The following is a 19152-nucleotide window of genomic DNA, read 5'->3' as shown; positions in this document are numbered from 1 at the left end:
AGGTCACTGCTCGCGAGAACATGACGCGGATTCTGAGTACCTACAGGCCGCCGGCCTTCATGTGCCGGGCCGGATTGGCTCCGTCGGCGATCATCTCCAGCACCTCCGGCATCGGCCGGGAGCCCTCGAACTTCACCATCCCCGGCGACACCCCCAGGCGCAGCGCGGTGGTGAGGGTGCCGTCGGGCCTGGTGAGGACGTCGAGGGCGCCGGGGCCAGGGGCGGCGAAGACTGCGCAGTCGGACAGCACGGCGAAGGCGTGCAGGCCGGTGTCGGCGGCCATGCGGCGCAGCTTGCGGTGGAAGTTGATGGTGGCGGTGTCGATGACCAGGGCGCGCATCAGCGGGTCCCAGGTCGGCCGCTCCAGGGCGGCCCAGCGCTCGCCGGGCTTGTAGCCGTGTCCGCGCGGGCGCTCGCGGAACTTGCCGATGGTGCCCTTGGCGGTCTGCTTGATGGCGGTCAGCACCGCCAGCTCGGCGGGGTCGCCGGTCGCCTTGAGGGCGGCCATGGTGTCGAGGAACGCCAGCGGGTCGCGGTCGGCCAGATCCAGCGGCACGTCGAGAGCGGCCATCGTGTCCAGGTACGCCGCCCGGAGGCGCTTGTGCCACGGGTCCAGGTACGGGCCGTGCTCGTGCCGCAGCCAGCCCTCCAGCGGGCGGACCTGGGCGCCGAGTTCCAGGGCGTAGGCCAGTTTCACCGTGCTGTACCAGGCGGGGCCGGTCGGCCGGGAGCCGTCCGCGGTGAACGGGCTCGGCAGTAGCGGGTCGGTGGCCACGTGGGAGAGGTCGACCAGCCAGGAGCCGGGGATGCGCTTGTCGAAGGCCGGGTTCAGCTCGTGGACCGGCTCGCTGAGCGGAAGGGCCAAGCGGCCTGCGGCGGCGAGGAAGTCCATGTTCACATCGAGGCCGACCGCGTACGGCGCCGCGGCCTCCTGGTCGATGAGCTCGCGGTGCCAGTCCCACGCCTCGGTGACCAGCTCGCCGCCCGGCTCCCGGTCCTGGGCGAGCGGGTGCACGTCCTGGACCTCCGGCGGCGCCGGGTCGAAGCCGTCCTTGGGCCGGGAGCCCTCCACCGGCCCGGACGTCCAGCCGGCCTCGGTGCGCACCGCCCGGGTCGGCGGGCGCAGCGCGGTGACGAGTTCGAGGCCGGAGACGGCGGTGGAGCCGCGGGGAGTGAGGACGCGGGTGGCGTAGGTGCCGAGGAGGCGGGCCAGGCCGGGGACGGCGAGGCCGTCGGGGATCTGCCAGCCGCCCGACGCGAGTGCGCCCCAGGCGGGGATGCACAGCTGCACGCACACCCGCTTGCCGTCCTCGGGCGTGCGGTAGATCCTCGCCCAGGAGCCCAGGCCGCGCTGGGTGAGCAGCCAGCCGGCCTTCTCGAGCGCCTTGACGGCCTTGTGGGTCTCGGCAGCTGGCCGAGACGCTGGACGAACTCGGCCTTCTCGTCCCGCCCGAGCGGGGGCAGGCCGAGCTCCGCCAGGGCCGGATCGGTGAGGACGACCAGAGCGTCGCCGTCCTTGCCGTGCCGGTGCAGCCGCGGCGAGCCCGAGCTTCGCTTCCAGCGCCCACTCCACGACGTCGGCGAGCGTGCGCCCGGCCGGCGCGGTCGGCGCCTGGGTGCCGTCGGCGAGGTAGGCCACCAGCGCCCGGCCGGACGGAGCGACGTCAAGCACCGCGAGCGGGCCGGCCGGGAAACGCGCGGCGGCCGCGGCCTCCCAGTCGGACGGCCCCTCAGCCTTGGCCACCGTCTTCACCGGGGCCTTGCGCGCCCGCGACGACGACCCGGCGGCCGGACGCGACGACCCGGGACGGCGCGGCGCAGCCACCGGACCGGCCGCGGGGGCGGCCTGGCGGGGCGCGGCGACCGGAGCGACCAAGGCGGCCGGCTCCGGCGGCACCACGGCGGGGGCGGACTGCGGGGCGGCCGGGACGACGCCGGGGCGGCAGAACCCGCCCAGGTGCGTCGGCAGGCCCTGAGCCCGGTAGACGGACGGCTGCCCGCACTGCACGCACGGCGCCGAGCGAGTCGATGCCGATTCGGGTGGCTGCGGGTGCTGGGGCCGCCGTACGCCTCGTATAGCTGGGCTATGCCACCGCCGTTCAGGAGCTCGTTGCCGACGACGGCCGGTCGTGGTGGGCCAGCAGCACGTACTGGACCCCTCACGGGTCGCGCCGGGCCGCGCCGCGCTCTGGGTGCAGCTCCAGGAGGTTCCGTCCGCGCCGTCGTCCGATGCCGCGGGCGAGCTGGACCTCTCGGCGGGGTGGGGCGACGAGCGGCTGGTCGCGGGCTGTGTGGAGCGGATGCTCGGCCGGACCGAGGCGCATGCCCCGGGTCTGTGCGCCCTGGTGACCCGGTGGAGTGCGGTCGGTCCGGCGGGGGTCGCCGCGGCCGACCGCAACGCCGTCCGCGGCGACCCCTACGGCGGCCGCGCCGACCGACCAGCACCTGATCCGGCGGCCGGGGCTGTCGTCGAGCCGCGCCGCAGCGCGGTACCCGGGCTCTGGCACATCGGTGCCTCGACTCATCCCGGTCCCGGTCTCTCCGGGGGTTCCGGGCACCTGGCGGCCCGGCAGCTGCTCGGCCGTGCCGCACAGCTCCGTGGCCTGCTCGCCGGCAGGGGCCAGAGGCTGCTCGAAGGGCGATCCCGGGAACGGGGCGTGCGGACGCTACCGTCCGGTGTAGGTGAACTCGTCGGCCGGGCTGGTGGGAGAGGTGGCCTTGCCGACCGTCACGGTGATGTTCACCGTCTGGTGGTCGTCGAGCAGACCGGGCGCGGTTGCGATGATCTGGCCGGTGGAGACGAACCTGACCGAATCGGATGCCTTGTCCTTGAAGTGCACGGTGGCGCCATCGGCGAAGCCCGAGCCGCTGATGGTGACCGGGGTGCCGACCTTTCCGTTGTTCGGACTGACCCCACTGACCACCACAGGTGCGGGTCCGCCATAGGCGAACTGCCCCATCGCGACGGCCGGGGAGGTGCCGAGGGTGTTGGTGACGCGGACGTGGACGACGCCGGTTCCGTTGGGGACCTGAGCGGTGATCCTGATGCCGGAGGGGTCGACGTCGCGTTTGGTGCAGGCGAAGTGGCCGAAGTCGACCATGCTGTCCTGACTGAAGCCGGTGCCGTTGATGGTCACCGTGTCGCCTGGTGCGCCGAAGGTGGGGCTCACGTCGGTCACCACCGGCGGGGAAGGGACGTCAGGCGCCCCCACCAGGTCCAGGTAGGTGGAGTTGGCGTGCTGGAACGCGACCTGGCCGAGGAAGTCCTGGGTGGTCTTGTTGACCAGGCTCTTGTCAAGGCTCGTGTATCCGGTGTTCATCAGGCAGAGCGTGCCGGGCTGGACGTAGACGTTGCCCTTGGTGCGCTCGGAGATCGCCCCGATGAGCAGCTTCACTTCTTCGGTCGCCTGCGGTCCCGGGCTCGGGTACCAGCCGGCGGTGATGTCGAGGTCGGCCCACGCGTGCGGTACCAGGTCGTAGGCGTTGTTCTGGCGCTCGTCGATGACCCACGGCACGGAGTTGAAGTAGTCGACGAAGCTCTGCACGCCGGCGGTGGGAGCGGCATAGGTGATCACCGCGAACTTCGGCTGTTTCGGCCAGGTCTGTGCCTGCAGGTACGGCGCGAGCATGGTGGCGATGCAACCGCCCAGGCTGTGACCGGTCAGATAGACGGTCGGCTGCGGCGAGGAGGGCGCCGCCTTGAGCGCGACGGCGAGCGCCTGAGCGAGCGTGACGTTCGGGGAGGGTGAGGCGATCGAGCGGGCGTTGACAACCCGTTTGAACGCATCCATCGCCCCCTTGGAAACGGCGATGGGCTTCGGCGATCCGCTCTCGGGGAACGGGACGACCGTGCCGACCTCGAGGTCCTCGAGGATGTCGATCAGATCAGCGTCCGTTCCGCGAGCGACCACGGCGAACTCGTTCGAGCCGTTGGTGCTCTGTGCGACGTAGGCCATATTGGCGTTGCCCTCGCTCAGGGCGAGCCACACCAGCTTCCACGCGTTCTGCGTCGCAAGGCTGGGATCGCGCAGTTGCGCGTTGATGCCGGTGATGATTCGTTCGGTCTGCTGCTCCAGGGTTTCCCCGGACGGACGCGGGGTGGCCCCGGTGGCTGCAAGGGCAGCCAGGGTCATGGTCACCTGGGCGATTGTCGGATCGGGCGCCATCGTCGTTCCTGCTCCTCGGATGTTTTGCCGGTGCGGAGGCGGGACGGCCTTTCGGCAGCATCAGGGCAGATCTGTGCCGAACTGACCGTCAGAGTGGATCGCACACAATCAGACCTCCCCTCTGGTTTGTCCGATGCTTTTCCTGCCTTCAGGTTGACCAGGTTCACCTTGTTGGCCGTTCGTCATACGTGTGGGCGGTTTGCCGAGCCAGGTGCGCGGTGCGGTCGCCAGAGCTGCGGTGTCCGCAGGGGGCAGGCCCGGGGCGGCGGCCCAGGCGACGATGCCGTCGGGGCGGATGAGCGCGGCCGACAGATCGCCGCGGTCGGCACGGGCGGCCCCGCCACCGCCGACCTCGCCCGCCGCAGGCTCCGCCTACCCGACACCCCCGAAACCAACCGCCTACGAGCAGCTCTCACCCACTACGCCACCAGCTGGGACACCACAGGCAGCACGCCGGCGGCGCCGCAGGAACTTCCATCACAACCACCCCCCTGACGAAACCACCCGGAGAAACCCCGCCCCCGCCCGGCAGACACGACCAGGGACGGCGGCGCAGCGAACTCGCTACCCGTCGAGGTCGACGTCGACACCTTCGTCCTGGCCGCCGGTCGTGGGACTTCGGGCGTAACGGTCAGCCGATCGCGGCTTCGGCGACGTCGGCGGCGGGGGTGCCGGTGCGCTGGGACGCTTGAGCAGGGCCTATGTCCCCTCGACGGTGTAGGTCACGTGGAACAACCGCCCGACAAGCGTCTTCACCCGGGCCAGTGTCCAACGCTGGTCCTCCCAGCCGTGGACCAGCGGACCACGCTCCAACTCCTTCTCAAGTCGGGCTACTTGCGCCTCGCTCAGCCTCGGCCTACCCGGCGATCCCTTCGAAGCGACGCCAGACTCGCCGCGTTCTCGCCACTGCCGCCGCCAGCGTTCAACCGACCGCTCCGACACTCGCAACGCGGCAGCGATCTCCCTGTTCTTCTCCCCGCCCTCGAAGCGGACCACGGCCTGAAGCCGGATCCGCTCCCGGTGCGGCCCTCTCGGCGTCGGTAAAGCCGCCGCCCTGCGCGTACCTCACAGAACCACAGCTACCGGACCCGAACCCTCGCTGTCAGGCGAACGGCCCGACTTCACTCATTCAAGTTCAGTAGTCGTCCGTTGCCTGCAGATGGCCTACCCGAGCCGAGTCAATTCGGGCGCTGCGAGCGACGGATCGGAACGTCTCCACCATCGGTCGTGCGGCCGAAGACCTCAAGCGCGGGCAGCTTCTCCGCGCCCTCGCTGTCGGCGTCGGCGAGGTCGGCCAAGCCGTCCTCCGCGCGCCGGTCGTCGGCGATCCGCGGGGTCGCGGTGAAGTAGAGGCACCACTTCGCCGGCACCCGGTCGTCGTCGTGGACGGCCGCCCACGCCTTCCCCTCGGCTCCGGCGGTGCGGTGGGCCTCGTCGATGACGACCAGGTCCCAGGCGGGCAAGACGAACTGCTGGTGGGCCTGGACGATGCGCTCCAGCGAGGCGTAGGTCGCGTACACGGTGACCGGCTCGCCGGGCTTCTCGGCGGCGACCAGGTCGGCAATCCGGGCGGCCTGCGTGGTCACTTGGGCGTGGACGCGACCGGCCCGCCTGCCCACCAGCGTCACCAGCCACGCCGGCCGCGTCCACCAGACGCGACCACGCACACCGCCGGACGAGCACATCAACACCCACCCGGACCACGACAGAGCGTGCCGGTCAGGAAGCGCAATGGGCGGCCGTCAACACGGCGAAGGGCGGCCCGGACTTGGAGTCCGGGGCCGCCCTTGGGCGTGTTCGGGTCAGGCATCGAGGCGCCGTCCGAGGGCTCTCAGCCGAGGGAGGTGAGGAGGGCGTTGAGGGCGTCCGCCTCGGTGGCCTTGTCCGGGTTCGAGGCGCGCAGCGCCTTGAGGACGTGGTCGATTTCGCCGTCGAGGAAGGTCCAGGCCCGCTGGTTCTTGGGTTCGAGGGTGGGCTGGGCGTCATCCCAGGCCTTTTCGAGGTCGGTGACCCGGGTGGTGGCGGCTGCCTGGTGGCCCGAGTTGAGCTTGGCCAGGGTGTCAGCGGTGATCGTACGGAAGTTGGCGATGTCAGCGGGAGGGAACGATGAGGTCGCCTGCTCCGGGGTGAGTGGGGCGGACGCGGGTGCGGGGCCGTCACCCTCGCCGACCGGAGCCGCGTGCGGCTGATGGTTCGCCCAGACCAGGAGCACCGCGGTGGCGACCGCCACGACGGCGTAGTAGCCGAGCATGATTCGCTCGCGCACCGGGTTCGCCACCCCGGCGGCCTGGGGGTGGGTCTCGATGACGTCGCTGCGGCTTCGGGTGAGGTAGAGGACGGTCGCGAGGATCGCGACCAGGAAGACCACACTGGTCACCGCCGTCCCCAGGTCCAGGCCGCCGTCGCTGCCGGGCGAGGCGAGCCAGTCGCCGAGGTTGGCGCCGAGCGGGCGGGTGAGGATGTAGGCGAGCCAGAAGGAGAGCACCACGCTCGCGCCGAGGCGCCACGCGAGCACGATGGCCGCGATCAACCCGAGCGGAAGGAGCACGGAGACGCCCGGGGTCCAGCCCGTGAGCTCCAGGGTCCAGTCGCCGGTCGCGGTGCCGAGGGCGAAGGTGACCAGGACCGCGAGCCAGTAGAAGAGCTCTCGGGGGCGGGTGACGATGCTGTGGATCGACAGGGTCCGCTCGCGGGTGTACCAGGTCCCGAAGACGACGGCGAGGACGCCGGCGAACACACTGCTGCTCACCGCGAGGGGGACGCCCTGGCTGTCGGTGAGGATGTCGGTGTAGAGGGTGCCGGTCACACTCAGCACCACGACGGTGAGCCAGTACACGAACGGGACGTAGCGCTTGGTGCTGAGCTGCCAGCCCAGGGCACCGGCCAGCACGGCGGTGAAGATCAATGAGGTGTTGATCAGGCCGACACCGAGAGTCGTGTTGATCCAGTCGGCGAAGCTCTCGCCGACCGTGGTGCACAGGATCTTGATGACCCAGAACCAGATCGTGACCTCGGGGACCTTGTTCAGCATCCGTCGGGCGTCGGGCGCGGCCGAGAGCCGTTCCGTGGTGGTAGCCATGGGGGCGAGGCTTGCATCCCGGACCTGAACACAACCTGAGCACCGGTTCGGGGATACGCACCGGCCGGGTAATACTGGCCTGCATGACTGCTCACCGCGTGCTGGTCGTGGAGGACGACCACGGACTCCGCGACGTGCTCGCCCGAGGCCTGCGCGAGGAGCATTTCGAGGTGCTCACCGCCACCGACGGGGCGGGCGCGCTGCGCGTGGTCCACGACCGGGTGGACGCCGTGGTCCTGGACATCGGTCTGCCCGACTCCGACGGGCGTGACGTCTGCCACGCCATGCGCGCGGCGGGCTTCGACGCGCCCGTCCTCTTCCTCACCGCCCATGACGCGCTGGCCGACCGGCTGTCGGGCTTCTCAGCCGGGGGCGACGACTACCTCGCCAAGCCCTTCCACCTGGCCGAGCTCGCGGCCCGGGTACGCGCCGCGATCCGCCGCAACGGGCGCGAGCCCGGTGTGGAGGTCGACGGCCTGCGGCTGGACCCGGTCGCGCACGTGCTGGAATCCACGAGCGGCGAGTCGGTGGCACTCACCCCGACCGAGTTCCGGCTGCTGGCCTGCCTGATGGCCGCCCCCGGTGCGGTGGTCCGCAGGCGGACGCTGTTGCGGGCGGGGTGGCCCGAAGGCGCCCAGGTCAGTGACAACACCTTGGACCAGTACTTGGTGCGCCTGCGGCGCAAGCTGCGCGAGGCGGGCAGCGCGCGGGGCATCCTGACGGCGCGCGGCGTGGGGTACCGCTTCGCATGAGGACCACATGAAGGTCATGAGAGCCCCCGCCACCCTGCGCGGCCGCCTCGCCCTGGTCGCGCTGGCCAGCACCGCGATCTGGGTCGCCGTGCTCACCGCCGCCTTCAACGTGGAGCTGGGCGCGCGCCTGCGCCAGCAGGCCGACGACCTGGTGCGCACCCGTGCGGTGGCGGTGGCCGCGACCATGGAGGCCCAGCCGGACGGGCGGATCGTGGAGCGCGAGCCGGCCGACGACCAGGCTCTCGACGTGGGCATCTGGATCTACCAGGGCGCCACGGCAATCCAGCGCCCCAGCGCATCGAGCACGCTCCAGGACCGCGCGGACCACCTGGCCGGAAACGGCGAGACCTTCACGGACACCTCCGAACCGCACGCCTTCCGGCTGTACGCACTGCCGGTCATGGCAGGGAGCCGACAGGTGGGCACAGTCGTCGCCTCGGTCGGCCTGGACGCCTACCGCTTCACCGCCCAGTCGGCACTGGCCGGCTCGATCGGGCTCTGCGTACTGCTGCTCGCCGGCATCTACCTCGTGACCCGCACAGTGGTCGGCCGGGCCCTGCTGCCGGTGAGCGAGATGAGCGCCCAGGCCTCCGAGTGGAGCGAGCACGGCACCGCCCAGAGGTTCGGCGCCGACGGTCACCTCGCCGAGCTCGCGGGGCTCGCCGGCAACCTCGACCAGCTCCTCGACCGGCAGGCCGCGATGCTGCGCCACGAGCAACAGCTGACGGCCGAGCTCTCCCACGAACTGCGCACCCCCCTGGCCAGGATCACCGCCGAGACCGACTGGCTCACCGCCCGCCCCCGCAACGCCGACGAGCGGCGCGCCTCGCACGAGGCCATCGCCGCCGCCGCGGCCCAGATGCAGCGGATCTGCGAGACCCTGCTCTCCGAGGCCCGCACCCGCACCGACCAGGTACCCGGCAGCTGCGCCGTGGAGGACGTGGCCCGCGCACTGGCCGGGCGCAGCCGCGAGGAACACCCCGAAGCCCCGCCCATCACCGTGGTCGGCGACGGCGCGACCGCCGGCGTCTCCGCCGCGCTCATGGAGCGCATCCTCACCCCGCTGCTCGACAACGCTCGCCGCTACGCGGTGCACCGGATCACCGTGGAGTCCGAGCGGCGGCCCGGCGGGGTGCTGGTGGCGGTGGTCGACGACGGCTGCGGCGTACCCGAGACGGTGGGCGCGGCCGTCTTCGAGGCGGGCCGCCGCGCCCACCCGGACGACGGCCACGACGGCGCGGGTCTCGGCCTCCCCCTGGCCCGCCGCCTCGCCCGCGCCGCCGGGGGCGACATCACCCTCGCACCCTCGCCGGACGGCGCGAGGTTCGTGGTGTCGCTTCCCACGGGCTAATGGACGGGACGTGGCACGGGCGAGCCCCGATCAGCGGCCGGTTCCCATGCCGGCAGCTGGTGCTCCGGGCTGTCCGGCCCCTCCCCGCCGCAGGCCCTTCGGCTGTCGCGCTGGGGGTGTTCGTCGCGGTCGTCATGGTGACGGCCGCCGATTCGGTGGTCGTCCTGGTTCCCGGGCGCCTCGACATGCGAGCAGGCCGGCATCCGGGCGGTGTCGAGCATGCGGTCGCTGTCCGAGGCCGCCGAGGTCAGGCTCGCGCAGCTGACCGCCAGGACGAGGCCGCCCGCCAGCAGCGGTAGCGGCCGGTGGGCGGGCGGCGGCGCAACCAGTGCCCGTACCCGTTGCGGGACGGCCCCGCTGGCGGCGGCCAGTCGGGCCGGCCGAGCGCCGCTGCCCGCGGTGGCGAGGGCGGCCCGGGCGAGGGCCCGGGCCACCACCGTCCGGTCGCCGACCGCGGTGGCGGCGTCCTCGTCGGCCCACCGTTCCAGCATGAAGGCGCCCGTGTCCGCCAGGGGCCGCAGCAGCGGGTTCACCGCCGCCGCGAGACGCCAGGCCGCGAGGAAGCGGTGGTGGCGGTGGGCGAGGTGGGCGCGTTCGTGGGCAAGCAGGGCCTGCCGCTCGACGTGGTCGAGGCTGCGCAGCATGCCGCGGGTGACGACGATGCGGCCGGGGGCGCCCGGCAGGGCGAAGGCGTCGGGGGTGTCGTCGTCCAGGACGGCGAGCTCGCCGCCGGACGGCAGCCGCCGGACCTCCCGCCGGGCCAGGCGGTGGGCAGCGGCCTGGCGCAGGGCCGCAGTGCCGAGCGCGGCGGCGGAGGCGGCGAGGGCGAGCGCACCAAGGACGCCGACCGGGCCGAACACCGGGTCGGCGGCGCGCAGGAGCTGCGGGGACCAGTGGCCTTCGCGGGCGATGCCAGGGATCTGCACGAGGGTGGCGAACGCGAGCAGGGCGAGGGAGCCGAGCCAGCCCGCGGTGGCGACGGCGGCGGTGCACAGCAGCGCCCAGGCGGCGGGCCGCGGGGGCAGGCGGCGGGCCGCACGGGCGACGACGGCCGGGGCGAGGGCCGCGATCAGGAGCGGGATGTAGACGGTGATGTGCACCGATCAGGGCTCCTGCTGGCCGGTCAGCAGCCGCTGGAGGAACTCCTCGTCCTGCCGGGAGAGTTCGGAGACGAAACGGGCCAGGGTCGCCTGCCGGTCGGAGCCGCGCTCTAGGAGGGAGCGCATCTGCTCGGCGGTGTGGGCGGCCTCGTCGCGGGTGGGTTCGTAGGCGTATCCGCGGCCTCGGGCGTGGCGGGCGACGAGGCCCTTGTCGTGGAGCCGGGCGAGGATCGTCATGACGGTCGTGTAGGCGAGGTCGCCGGACAGCGCCTCGCGGACCTGGGTGGCGCTCAGGGGCGAGTCGGCCGCCCACAGGGCGGCGAGGACTTCGCTCTCCAGTGCCCCGCGGGGCCGCCGCAGGGCGCCGCAGGCGCCGTCGGCGTGCGTGTCATCGCTCATCGTTCATGCCCCTTCCACCTGGCGGCCGCGCGTCCATGGTCGCCCGGGGAGATTATCGCCCCGACCCGGCACGCCCCCACCTACTACATGTTGTAGAGTCCCGGCTCAACGACGCCCGGAGAAGAGGACCCCGTGTCGCACCTCGGCATGCCGGTGGACCGGAACGCGGCCAGGATCGCGCTTCCGCACCAACGACGCAGCAGCGCCCGCCCCCGCATCGGGATCATCTCCGCCTCCGTGGGCGCCGGACACGACGGCGCCGCCACTGAGCTCGCGCGCAGACTCTCCGACGACGGCGCCACGGTGGACCGCTGGGACCTGCTCGACCTGCTGCCCGCCCGCGCCGGGCGGGCCGTCAGCGAGCTGTACCACGGGCTGCTCGAACACGCCCCATGGGCCTATCAGCGGATCTACAGCAGCACGGAACGGGCCGGCGGTGCCGGCCCCGCGGCCCGCGCCCTACTGCGCACCGCGCAGGAACGCGTGCTGCGTGCTCTTCCCGCTGGCACCGGGGCCGTGGTGTCCACGTATCCGGGGGCCAGCCACGTGCTCGGTGGGCTGCGGTTGGAGGGGCGGCTCAGCGTTCCGGCCGTGACCTACCTGACCGACTTCTCGGTCCACCCGCTGTGGGTGGCACCAGGGGTAGACGCGCATCTGGCAGTGCACGAGGTGCCGGCCAGGCAGGCTCGCGCACTCGGAGCGGCAGGCGTGCAGGTCTGCGGGCCCGTCGTCGATCCGCGGTTTCGCCCGCCGAGCGAGGCGGAACGAGCCGACGCAGCCAGGCGCTTCGCCCTCACTCCAGGGGTGCGGCACGCCCTTCTGGTGGCAGGTTCCTGGGGTGTCGGTCCGGTACGACAGGTCGCAGGCGAGATCCTCCGCAGCGGCGTGGCGGTGCCCGTCGTGGTCTGCGGCCGCAACCGGGCGCTTGCGGCACGTCTCACGGCCGATGGGATCGAGCACGTCCACGGTTGGACGGAGGACATGCCAGCGCTGATGTGGGCCTGCGATGTGCTGGTCCAGAACGCCGGCGGCCTCACGTCGCTGGAGGCATTCGCCAGCGGTCTCCCCGTCGCTGGCTATCGCTGCATACCCGGTCACGGAACCACCAACTCAGCAGCCCTGGACGAGGCAGGGGTCGCCGTCTGGATCCGCGAGCCGAACGACCTCCAAGGTCGCCTGGCCGACCTGATGGACGGAGAGCGCGGCATGCGGCAGCGCGACGCCGGCCTCGCCCTGTTCGCCGACGAGCCTCGCCTCGGGCCGGCGGCCGCCATCAGCCGTTCCATCTCCGCCACGCGCCACGATCCCGAAGCCGGAACGGTGTCCAGGCGCCCGGCCCCCGGCACGCCGCTGCAACGGCCGGTCCTGCGCCTGGCAGCGACGATCACCGCCGCCACGGCCGTCTGGGCCGGGGCGGTCGGAACAGCCGTCGCCACCGGGCACGACGCACCTGCGCTCCTGCGCGCGATCAACCAGCACATCGATCCGGACGACCATCCGCACATCCAGCCCGAGGGGACGCGCCCATGACCGGCCGCCGGCTGCTGCGCGCCGCGCTTCCCGCCGTTGCCCTCGCGCACGCCGCCCCGGTCATCTCCACCCTCGGCCCGCTGCGCAACCGCTCCATGCCCCGGCTCGCCGGTCAGGGACGCGCGGACCACGTCGCCCTCACCTTCGACGACGGCCCCGACCCGGTCTCCACCCCGTACTTCCTCCGGCTCCTGGCTGCCCGCAACCTCACGGCCACGTTCTTCCTGCTCGGCGAGGCCGCATCACGCAACCCCTCACTGGTGCGCGAACTGGCGGGCGCCGGTCATGAGATCGCCATCCACGGCTGGCTGCACCGCCCGCTGCTGCTCCGCGGCCCGAAAGCAACCCACGACGACCTCGCCCGGGCCCGGGACGCTGTCGGCTCCATCATCGGCGCCCCACCCCGATTGTTCCGCCCTCCGTACGGCGTGATGAGTGCCTCCGCACACGTGTCCGCCCGCCTGCTCCAGCTCACCCCGGTCCTGTGGACGTGCTGGGGCGAGGACTGGCGCCGAGGTGCCACGCCGGCCAGCGTGTACCGGACCGTCACCTCAGACCTCCGCGGGGGCGGCACCATCCTCCTCCACGACTCCGACTGCACGTCCGCACCCGGCTCGTGGCACAACACCCTCGGCGCCCTCCCACCCATCCTGGACGAGTGCGAACGCCGCAACCTCACGGTCGGCCCGTTGCGGAACCACGCAGCGTCGACGAACGGCGCTGGAGCAGGAGGCACCTCACCTGGCACGCAGTAGCCAGGATGTCGAGGTCCGGTACCAATGTGAGCCCCCCCCCACGGGCTGTGCGGGTTCAACGGTGGCCGCCGCCAGGAGGTGACGGCCTGGCGGGCGGTCAGCGTAACCACGGCTCTGGGGCCGGGGCCGGCGGCGCAGCGGGGGTCAGGACTGGTCGGCGCAGCGGGTGATCCGGTGGTCGCGTACGCCGCATTCGGGGCCGCGGTCGAAGGCGACGACGTACGGCCACGGGGTCGGGTGGCGGCGGACCTTGGTGATGACGCCGAGGGTGCCGGCCGGGGCGTCCACGCGGACGCGGGCGTCCTCCTCCCAGTGCTCCAGCGCCCGCCCCCTCTCTTCCGGATCGGCCAGCGTGCCAGGGTCCAGGATCAGCACCGGCGGGCAGCTCTGCGTGTCGGAGGTGGCCGGGACGCGCTGGGTGCCCCGCCCGGTCGCGCCCGGCATCAGGGTGGGCAGCGTGGTGGTGTCGGTCATCGTGTGATGCCTCCGGAAGTCGGGAGCGGGGCGGCCCGATATCCGGGCCGCCCCGTGGGCGGTGGTGCTACTGGTCGGTGGCGCAGTCGTGGTTGGCCTCCACGTAGTCGCCGTCCGCGAAGTCGGTGTCGAGCGTCCAGCCGCACTCCCCGCACTCGGCACGGCCCTCCCAACCGACTGGTCTCCGTCGCCCTCGTCGCAGTCGTGGTCGGCGTCCACGATGGTGCCGTCCTCGAACCAGGCCTCGCCCGTGCTGCCGCAGTCGCCGCAGTACCAGTCGGCGCACCAGTTCACGGTCAGCGGCTTGTAAGTGCGCTGCTGGGTCGTCACTGCCTCTCCTCGGAACGGGGGGGTCGGCCGTCCCGACCGGGGTGGGCCGGGACAGCGGGGTGTGCGGGGGGGGCATCCGGCGACGGTCTCGGTGTGCCGGTGGAGAGCGTCCAGGAGCGCGGTCTGCTGCTGGGTCAGCTTCCCGTCGGTGCGGGCCTTGTCCTGCTTGCGCAGCCAGGTGCCGGGCCTAAACGTCGGGTCGGCCTCGCCGCCGGTGCGGTTGACGGGGCCGTCCAGGGTGCCGCCGGCGGCGAGGTAGGCGAGCAGACGCCGGTAGGAGCGGTTCCAGTCCGGCTCCAGCCGCCACAGCTCGTCCAACACGTCGAGCTTGGCCACCTGGTCGGGGTTGAGGTTGTCAGCCTTGCGCTGGCGGCGCATCCACGCGCCCACGGCGTAGTCGTCCAGCTTCACGGTCGCTGGGATCGCGAGGTGGCCGTGCTGGAGGTGGAAGACCGCCGCGACCGGGGGCGCCCGGATCGAGGACCTGGTCCAGCGCGGACCGTCCGCCCCCGTCTGGCACCCGCTCAGCGGCCGGGGCGGGCGGCCGTGCGGGTGGACTGCGCTGTAGCCGCCGGGCGGGAGCGGCGGGGTGGCCTATCGTCCGGCGCGGCGCAGGGGCCAGCGGACCGGCCACCCACAGCGCCGGGCCGGACGGACGGCCCGGGCTGGCGCGGCGCCAGCGCAGACGGAGGTCGCGGGACCGGGCCAGCCCGACGGCTGAACCCGGCCGGAGGCGGCCTGACAGGCCGGCCCCGGAGAGCAAACGCGACACAGAGGCAGACACCGTGACAGCGAGCCGAGCCCGGCCCAGACCTCGACAAGGGCCAGCCAGGCGCAGCCGCGGAAGCCGGCCCGGCGCAACAGACGGTCCCACGACAACCAGGACAGCCCGGCCGACGGCCCCGGTGACGGCCCGCACGGCGGGCCCGGTCCAACAAGCTGGCCCGCCCCGCGGGCGACCGGGACGACAAGCCGACGGCGCAGCGAGCATCGCCCGGCAGGCGGCCGGGACAGCGGACCGACGGGTTCACCGGGCACCCAGCCAAACCACGACACGACGACAAGCCCAACGCGGCAGGCGGTGCCGGCGGGCGGCGGTGTGCCGGGCGGGGCGTGCCGGACGGCGGGTGTGGAAACCGGGTACCGGCGCGGCGATGAGTTTTCCGGCCCCGGAAGGTCTACATCTCGACCGGGACGACCAACTCATCGGGAGTAAGTCATGGGCCTCATCCACATCGAACTGTTCACGACCCTCGACCTCGTCGGGCAGGCGCCCGGCGGCCCCGACGAGGACCCGGTCGGGTTCCCGTTCGGCGGCTGGCAGGCGCCCCTGATCGACGAGGCCACCGGAGCGCAGATCCTCGCCGCGTACGAAGGCACGGACGCCCTCCTGCTCGGCCGACGGACGTACGACATCTTCGCCGCCTACTGGCCGCACCAGAAGGACGGCGAGATCGCCGAGCTCTTCAACCGCGTCCCCAAGTACGTGGCCTCCCGCGGCACGCCCGGCCTCCCGTGGGCCGGATCCACACAGCTCGGCCCGGACCTGGCCGGCGCGGTGCGCGAGGTCCGTGACCGGCACGAACACGTGAAGGTCGTCGGGAGCCTGGACCTGGTGCAGACCCTCCTGCAGGAGAAGCTCTTCGACCGTCTCGACCTGTGGGTGCATCCGATCGTGCTCGGCGTCGGGAAGAAGGTGTTCGACGGCGGCGCGGTGCCCACCAACCTCACGCTCCTCGAACCGCCGGTGGCCGGCCCCACGGGCACCGTGTACCTGCGCTACGGGCTCGCCGACGGCACGCCTAGGACGGGCGACATGAGCGCACCCGACCGCGGTCTCGGGCTCGACGACGTCCGGTGATCCGATGACCACTGTCAATGCCGATGGGATCGCCTTGGGCGTCGAGTCGTTCGGTGACGTCGACGCGCCGCTCGTCCTGCTCGCGGGCGGGACGACGATGCTCTCCTGGCCCGACGCGCTGTGCGAGCGCCTCGCCGCCGGCGGGCGCCGTGTGGTGCGCTACGACCTGCGCGACAGCGGGGAGTCGACGACGACGGATCCGCAGGCGCCCGCCTACACCCTGCGCGGCCTCGCCGCCGACGCGGCGGCCCTGGCCGACGCGCTCGGCGGGGCTCCTGCGCACCTCGCGGGGATCGGCGTCGGCGGGATGGTCGCCCAGGTGGCCGTGCTCGACCATCCGGGCGCGTTCTCCGCGCTCACCCTGGTCGGCACCCGCGCGGTTGCCCCCGGCCCGCCCGACGACGACCTCCCCGACCACGACCAGGCGACGATGAGCCGGCTGTTCGCGCGTCCGATGCCCGACTGGACCGACCGCGAGGCGGTTGCGGACTTCGCCGCCACCGGCGCGGAGATCCGCGGCGACGACCCCGTCGCCGCGCGCGCCATCGCCGCGCGCATCTGGGACCGCACGCCCGGCACCGCACCCCCGGTCCAGATGGCCAACCAGCTGGGCCTGGTGTTCTCCCGGCTCGACTGCACACCCCGCTGGCGCGAGCGCCTGCCCGAGATCGCGGTCCCCACGCTCGTCGTCCACGGCCGCCGCGACCGGTTCTTCCCCGTCGGCAACGGCGAGGCGATCGCGCGCGCGATCCCCGGGGCACGGCTGCTCGTCCTCGACGAGGCCGCCACCGCGATCCCCCACGCGGCGGTCGGCGAGGTCACCGAGGCGATGCTCACGCTCGGATAGAGGACAGCGGGTGCCGCACGGGTCCGGCCTCCGGGCTGGGCGGACCAGACCTTGCCCGCGTGGATGTCGCGGCGCACGGCCGTAGTGCCGGGCTCGAACCGTGCCTCGGGCGCGGTCTTGGGCAGGGCGGTCACGGCTGGCCCCAGGTCCGGCAGGCGGGCTCGTGCCAGGTGGTCCGCACGACCATCCCGCCCGGGGTGATGTGCTCGCTGGACCAGGTCCGGCAGCACCCGCCGCTCGGCCGGGCCGGAGCCGGCAGCCTGGCGGCGCGGACAGCGGGGGCGGGGGCGGCGGGCGTGGCCGGACGGCAGCGACGGCGGCGCCTGGTCGAGGGTGTCGTCATGCCGCAGGCTCTGCCCGCACCACCGTCCCGCCGAACCTGACCGCCACCCGGACGGCCCAGCCACCGCCGTTCTCACCGGCCGCTGACCTGCGCCAACGGCCGAAACTCACCAGGCCGGCGTGGAAGCTCACCAGCGGCCCGGGGCGAAACTCACCGGCCCCGGGGCGAAACTCCCCCGTGCAGGTCACAACGGCCGGGCCGGGTGCAACACGGGAGTGCAACACGCTGCCCGCGGGCCGGGATCGCCAAGGTTTTCGCAGATCAGCGGTGCAACGCGGGGTCAGGAGCGGCGCCACCAGGAGCCGGTGTTCTTCGCCCTGGCCGCTTCGGCCGCGGCGGCGGCCCGCTTGGCCCGCTTGGCCAGCTTGGCCCGTTTCCGGTCGGACTACTCCTGCTGGCAGGACGTGCACAGCCGCTCGTCCCAGCGTGCCCGGTCCCACTCCGCGTCGGTGAGCTTGGCCGAGCAGCGGGTGCAGGCCGGGCGGCTCGCCTCCCGTTCGGCCTGTTCGCGGGCGCGTCGGCTGGCGGCCGCGGCCTGGCACTCGACGGCGAGGACCCGGTCGCCGTCCGGGTTGTCGAGCGCGGCGGTGAGGGTGTGCCAGCCGCGGCGGCCGAACCGATGCCACACCGGGGCGCCGGCGCCATGTGTGTCGAGCAGCTGCAGCGTGGTGGCGACCACCGACAGAGCCAGGTGGTAGTTGCCGGCCGTCACTCCGGCGAAGGGGTACGGGCGCGGGCTCCAGTAGGCGGCGGAGCCGTCCTCCACCTCGTCGAGACGGCGCAGCAGCCGCTGGTGATCGCGCGCGTGGACGGCGTCGCCGCCGTACGCGGGCGCGTACCAGGACACCTCAGAGGCGAGACGGCCGGCCGCGGTCAGGCACCACAGCTTCCGGCCGTCCGGCAGGCGCGGTTCCTCCCGGACCCTCCCGGTGTCCTCCAGGTCAGCGATGGCGTCGCGGGTCGCCTTGTCGGTCCGCTGTCCCGGCAGGACCAGTGCCAGAGCTCACGTGCGGTGGCACGCTGTAACAGGCCGAGCGCCACCAGGACCCCCTTCCTGACCGGTTCCGTCGAACCCCGCTTCCACTGCACCTCACCGGCGGCAGGGGGAAGAGGGTGGTCGCCACGGCCGCGGCCCCTTGACCGGGGCCGCTGGCCTGCGGAAACGGGCCGATCCGCTGTCGGGGCGTGGAGGTGCCCGGAGGCGGTCCGGGGCGCCTTGCCCCGGCCAGGCGAGGCCTTCGACGGGCGCCCGTCGTCCAGGATCTGCACCATGGGCCGTGCTGTGGCTCGGCGCTGGTCTCAGTGTCCCCGACCGACCGTCGGCGGTCGGTCGGACGACGAGCACAGTCCCAGTAGTTACCGTACGATTTACCCGCCTGGGTTTCACAACTCGCTATCAGCGTAGAGGAGTTGAGCTTTCAATGGTTACCTTTGACAACCGGTTCCACCTCATCACGCCCGCTGGTGAAGGCAGCATGGTCTTTTTCAGCGGCACGGTGATCGAGGCTGCCAACGCGACAGGGGCTGACTGGCAGCGCTTCAACATCACCTTCATCCTCGACGAGGTCGCGTGGTCCAGCGCCCCGGCGGTCGCCCCCGCGGTGTCCCTCGCCGCCATCAGCACGGAGGCAGACGGCAACAACGCCGGCTGGGCCGTGGACAGGTCGAACTTCCATTTCGTGGACGGTCGTATCCAGCTGAGCTGCGATCTCGCCGTCCGCGGGACAAGCAATCTGCTCAGGCTGACCTACCAGGTCACCGCCATCGGGAATATCGCGTGACAAACCGGCCGGTCCCGGCCGCTTCCACGGTCTCGAAGATCCAGTCCGCCATGAACAGCGGGTTCGCTCCCACCACGGGTCAGTGGACCATCTCCTGACAGAAAGACCACTGCTGCACCTGCCACCGGAGGCGACCCCACGGCCAGGACGGGACCCGACCGAAGACAAGCCCGACCCGACCCGACAGACGACAGTGGACACCCCGGCCCAGGTCCCTGTCGCCGGGTGCGGACTGGCTGCGGGAGGCGGCCAGCTCCAGCCACGCGGCCGGGCGGGCGGCGCGGGCGTCGCGGGCGGCCGCCGACCACGATCACGCCGGGGGCGAGGCCGGGGTCTGTGGTCCTGCCTGGATCCCGTGCGGCGATTGACCGAGCGCCGCGGCGA

General features: G+C 72.8%; 17 protein-coding genes and 1 pseudogene. 7 read left to right on the top strand and 11 right to left on the bottom strand.

Translation table 11 applies throughout. The features are described 5' to 3' along the window. Positions 1-40 precede the first annotated feature (40 nt). The 6 genes and pseudogenes from P3T27_RS40240 to P3T27_RS40220 all read right to left on the bottom strand — a co-directional run bounded on the left by P3T27_RS40240 (position 41) and on the right by P3T27_RS40220 (position 7245). A complete protein-coding gene (locus P3T27_RS40240) occupies positions 41-2008 on the bottom strand; it encodes a transcriptional regulator (protein WP_280686337.1) in 1968 nt (655 codons plus the stop codon). 658 nt (positions 2009-2666) lie between these two features. Further along, positions 2667-4133, bottom strand: a complete 1467-nt coding sequence (locus P3T27_RS40235) for an IPT/TIG domain-containing protein (RefSeq protein WP_280686340.1) — start codon at positions 4131-4133, stop codon at positions 2667-2669. 141 nt (positions 4134-4274) lie between these two features. Beyond that, positions 4275-4487, bottom strand: a pseudogene (locus P3T27_RS41135) (hypothetical protein); the annotation flags it as partial. Between the two features lie 378 nt (positions 4488-4865). Next, positions 4866-5162, bottom strand: coding sequence for a helix-turn-helix domain-containing protein (locus P3T27_RS40230; protein WP_280686336.1), 297 nt, complete (start codon positions 5160-5162; stop codon positions 4866-4868). A gap of 182 nt (positions 5163-5344) precedes the next feature. Beyond that, the gene (locus P3T27_RS41130; protein ID WP_348534209.1) at positions 5345-5752 is read right to left on the bottom strand and encodes a DEAD/DEAH box helicase family protein; all 408 of its coding nucleotides are present in this window, start codon (positions 5750-5752) and stop codon (positions 5345-5347) included. Positions 5753-5997: 245 nt separating this feature from the next. Continuing rightward, positions 5998-7245: a hypothetical protein gene (locus P3T27_RS40220; protein ID WP_280686335.1), complete on the bottom strand. Its 1248-nt coding sequence runs from the start codon at positions 7243-7245 to the stop codon at positions 5998-6000. A gap of 83 nt (positions 7246-7328) precedes the next feature. Here P3T27_RS40220 and P3T27_RS40215 point away from each other — a divergent pair, with 83 nt between their 5' ends. Further along, the gene (locus P3T27_RS40215) at positions 7329-7997 is read left to right on the top strand and encodes a response regulator transcription factor (RefSeq protein WP_280686334.1); all 669 of its coding nucleotides are present in this window, start codon (positions 7329-7331) and stop codon (positions 7995-7997) included. A gap of 7 nt (positions 7998-8004) precedes the next feature. Further along, on the top strand, positions 8005-9348 hold the full coding sequence (locus P3T27_RS40210; protein WP_280686333.1) for a HAMP domain-containing sensor histidine kinase: 1344 nt from the start codon (positions 8005-8007) through the stop codon (positions 9346-9348). Here the strand turns inward: P3T27_RS40210 and P3T27_RS40205 are convergent. Next, positions 9345-10448 carry a M56 family metallopeptidase gene (locus P3T27_RS40205; RefSeq protein ID WP_280686332.1) on the bottom strand — a complete coding sequence of 368 codons (1104 nt, stop codon included), beginning with the start codon at positions 10446-10448 and terminating at the stop codon, positions 9345-9347. The two genes, P3T27_RS40210 and P3T27_RS40205, sit on opposite strands and share 4 nt — an antisense overlap. Positions 10449-10451: 3 nt before the next feature. Then, the gene (locus P3T27_RS40200; RefSeq protein ID WP_280686331.1) at positions 10452-10847 is read right to left on the bottom strand and encodes a BlaI/MecI/CopY family transcriptional regulator; all 396 of its coding nucleotides are present in this window, start codon (positions 10845-10847) and stop codon (positions 10452-10454) included. A 132-nt stretch (positions 10848-10979) separates the two neighbouring features. Between P3T27_RS40200 and P3T27_RS40195 the strand changes: the two genes are divergently transcribed. Both P3T27_RS40195 and P3T27_RS40190 read left to right on the top strand, forming a co-directional pair. Beyond that, the gene (locus P3T27_RS40195; RefSeq protein ID WP_348534208.1) at positions 10980-12377 is read left to right on the top strand and encodes a UDP-N-acetylglucosamine--N-acetylglucosamine transferase; all 1398 of its coding nucleotides are present in this window, start codon (positions 10980-10982) and stop codon (positions 12375-12377) included. Then, positions 12374-13132 carry a polysaccharide deacetylase family protein gene (locus P3T27_RS40190; RefSeq protein ID WP_280686330.1) on the top strand — a complete coding sequence of 253 codons (759 nt, stop codon included), beginning with the start codon at positions 12374-12376 and terminating at the stop codon, positions 13130-13132. The genes P3T27_RS40195 and P3T27_RS40190 overlap by 4 nt, the downstream gene beginning before the upstream one ends. Before the next feature lie 144 nt (positions 13133-13276). Here the strand turns inward: P3T27_RS40190 and P3T27_RS40185 are convergent, their stop codons facing one another. Next, the gene (locus P3T27_RS40185; RefSeq protein ID WP_280686338.1) at positions 13277-14413 is read right to left on the bottom strand and encodes a helicase associated domain-containing protein; all 1137 of its coding nucleotides are present in this window, start codon (positions 14411-14413) and stop codon (positions 13277-13279) included. Positions 14414-15155: 742 nt separating this feature from the next. On the opposite strand from P3T27_RS40185, the gene P3T27_RS40180 reads away from it, so the two are divergent. Beyond that, positions 15156-15797 carry a dihydrofolate reductase family protein gene (locus P3T27_RS40180; protein WP_280686329.1) on the top strand — a complete coding sequence of 214 codons (642 nt, stop codon included), beginning with the start codon at positions 15156-15158 and terminating at the stop codon, positions 15795-15797. A gap of 4 nt (positions 15798-15801) precedes the next feature. Next, positions 15802-16644: an alpha/beta hydrolase gene (locus tag P3T27_RS40175; protein ID WP_280686328.1), complete on the top strand. Its 843-nt coding sequence runs from the start codon at positions 15802-15804 to the stop codon at positions 16642-16644. A 130-nt stretch (positions 16645-16774) separates the two neighbouring features. On the opposite strand, the gene P3T27_RS40170 is transcribed toward P3T27_RS40175, so the two are convergent. Both P3T27_RS40170 and P3T27_RS40165 read right to left on the bottom strand, forming a co-directional pair. Then, positions 16775-16987, bottom strand: coding sequence for a hypothetical protein (locus P3T27_RS40170; protein ID WP_280686327.1), 213 nt, complete (start codon positions 16985-16987; stop codon positions 16775-16777). Between the two features lie 385 nt (positions 16988-17372). Next, on the bottom strand, positions 17373-17834 hold the full coding sequence (locus P3T27_RS40165) for a hypothetical protein (RefSeq protein ID WP_280686326.1): 462 nt from the start codon (positions 17832-17834) through the stop codon (positions 17373-17375). A gap of 574 nt (positions 17835-18408) precedes the next feature. Between P3T27_RS40165 and P3T27_RS40160 the strand changes: the two genes are divergently transcribed. Next, positions 18409-18768: a hypothetical protein gene (locus tag P3T27_RS40160; RefSeq protein WP_280686325.1), complete on the top strand. Its 360-nt coding sequence runs from the start codon at positions 18409-18411 to the stop codon at positions 18766-18768. Positions 18769-19152: the final 384 nt, after the last annotated feature.

The sequence above is a fragment of the Kitasatospora sp. MAA19 genome, from assembly GCF_029894125.1.
Lineage (GTDB): Bacteria > Actinomycetota > Actinomycetes > Streptomycetales > Streptomycetaceae > Kitasatospora.
The sequence above is the reverse complement of the archived record's forward strand: the minus strand, read 5'-3'. Positions and strand labels throughout refer to the sequence as shown.

What these genes read in the sequence shown, in the direction of transcription:
- P3T27_RS40190 (WP_280686330.1), top strand. Translation starts at nt 12,374, where the DNA reads ATGACCGGCCGCCGGCTGCTGCGCGCCGCGCTTCCCGCCGTTGCCCTC.
- P3T27_RS40170 (WP_280686327.1), bottom strand. Translation starts at nt 16,987, where the DNA reads ATGACGACACCCTCGACCAGGCGCCGCCGTCGCTGCCGTCCGGCCACG.
- P3T27_RS40210 (WP_280686333.1), top strand. Translation starts at nt 8,005, where the DNA reads ATGAAGGTCATGAGAGCCCCCGCCACCCTGCGCGGCCGCCTCGCCCTG.
- P3T27_RS40215 (WP_280686334.1), top strand. Translation starts at nt 7,329, where the DNA reads ATGACTGCTCACCGCGTGCTGGTCGTGGAGGACGACCACGGACTCCGC.
- P3T27_RS40220 (WP_280686335.1), bottom strand. Translation starts at nt 7,245, where the DNA reads ATGGCTACCACCACGGAACGGCTCTCGGCCGCGCCCGACGCCCGACGG.
- P3T27_RS40160 (WP_280686325.1), top strand. Translation starts at nt 18,409, where the DNA reads ATGGTTACCTTTGACAACCGGTTCCACCTCATCACGCCCGCTGGTGAA.
- P3T27_RS40235 (WP_280686340.1), bottom strand. Translation starts at nt 4,133, where the DNA reads ATGACCCTGGCTGCCCTTGCAGCCACCGGGGCCACCCCGCGTCCGTCC.
- P3T27_RS40175 (WP_280686328.1), top strand. Translation starts at nt 15,802, where the DNA reads ATGACCACTGTCAATGCCGATGGGATCGCCTTGGGCGTCGAGTCGTTC.
- P3T27_RS40200 (WP_280686331.1), bottom strand. Translation starts at nt 10,847, where the DNA reads ATGAGCGATGACACGCACGCCGACGGCGCCTGCGGCGCCCTGCGGCGG.
- P3T27_RS40180 (WP_280686329.1), top strand. Translation starts at nt 15,156, where the DNA reads ATGGGCCTCATCCACATCGAACTGTTCACGACCCTCGACCTCGTCGGG.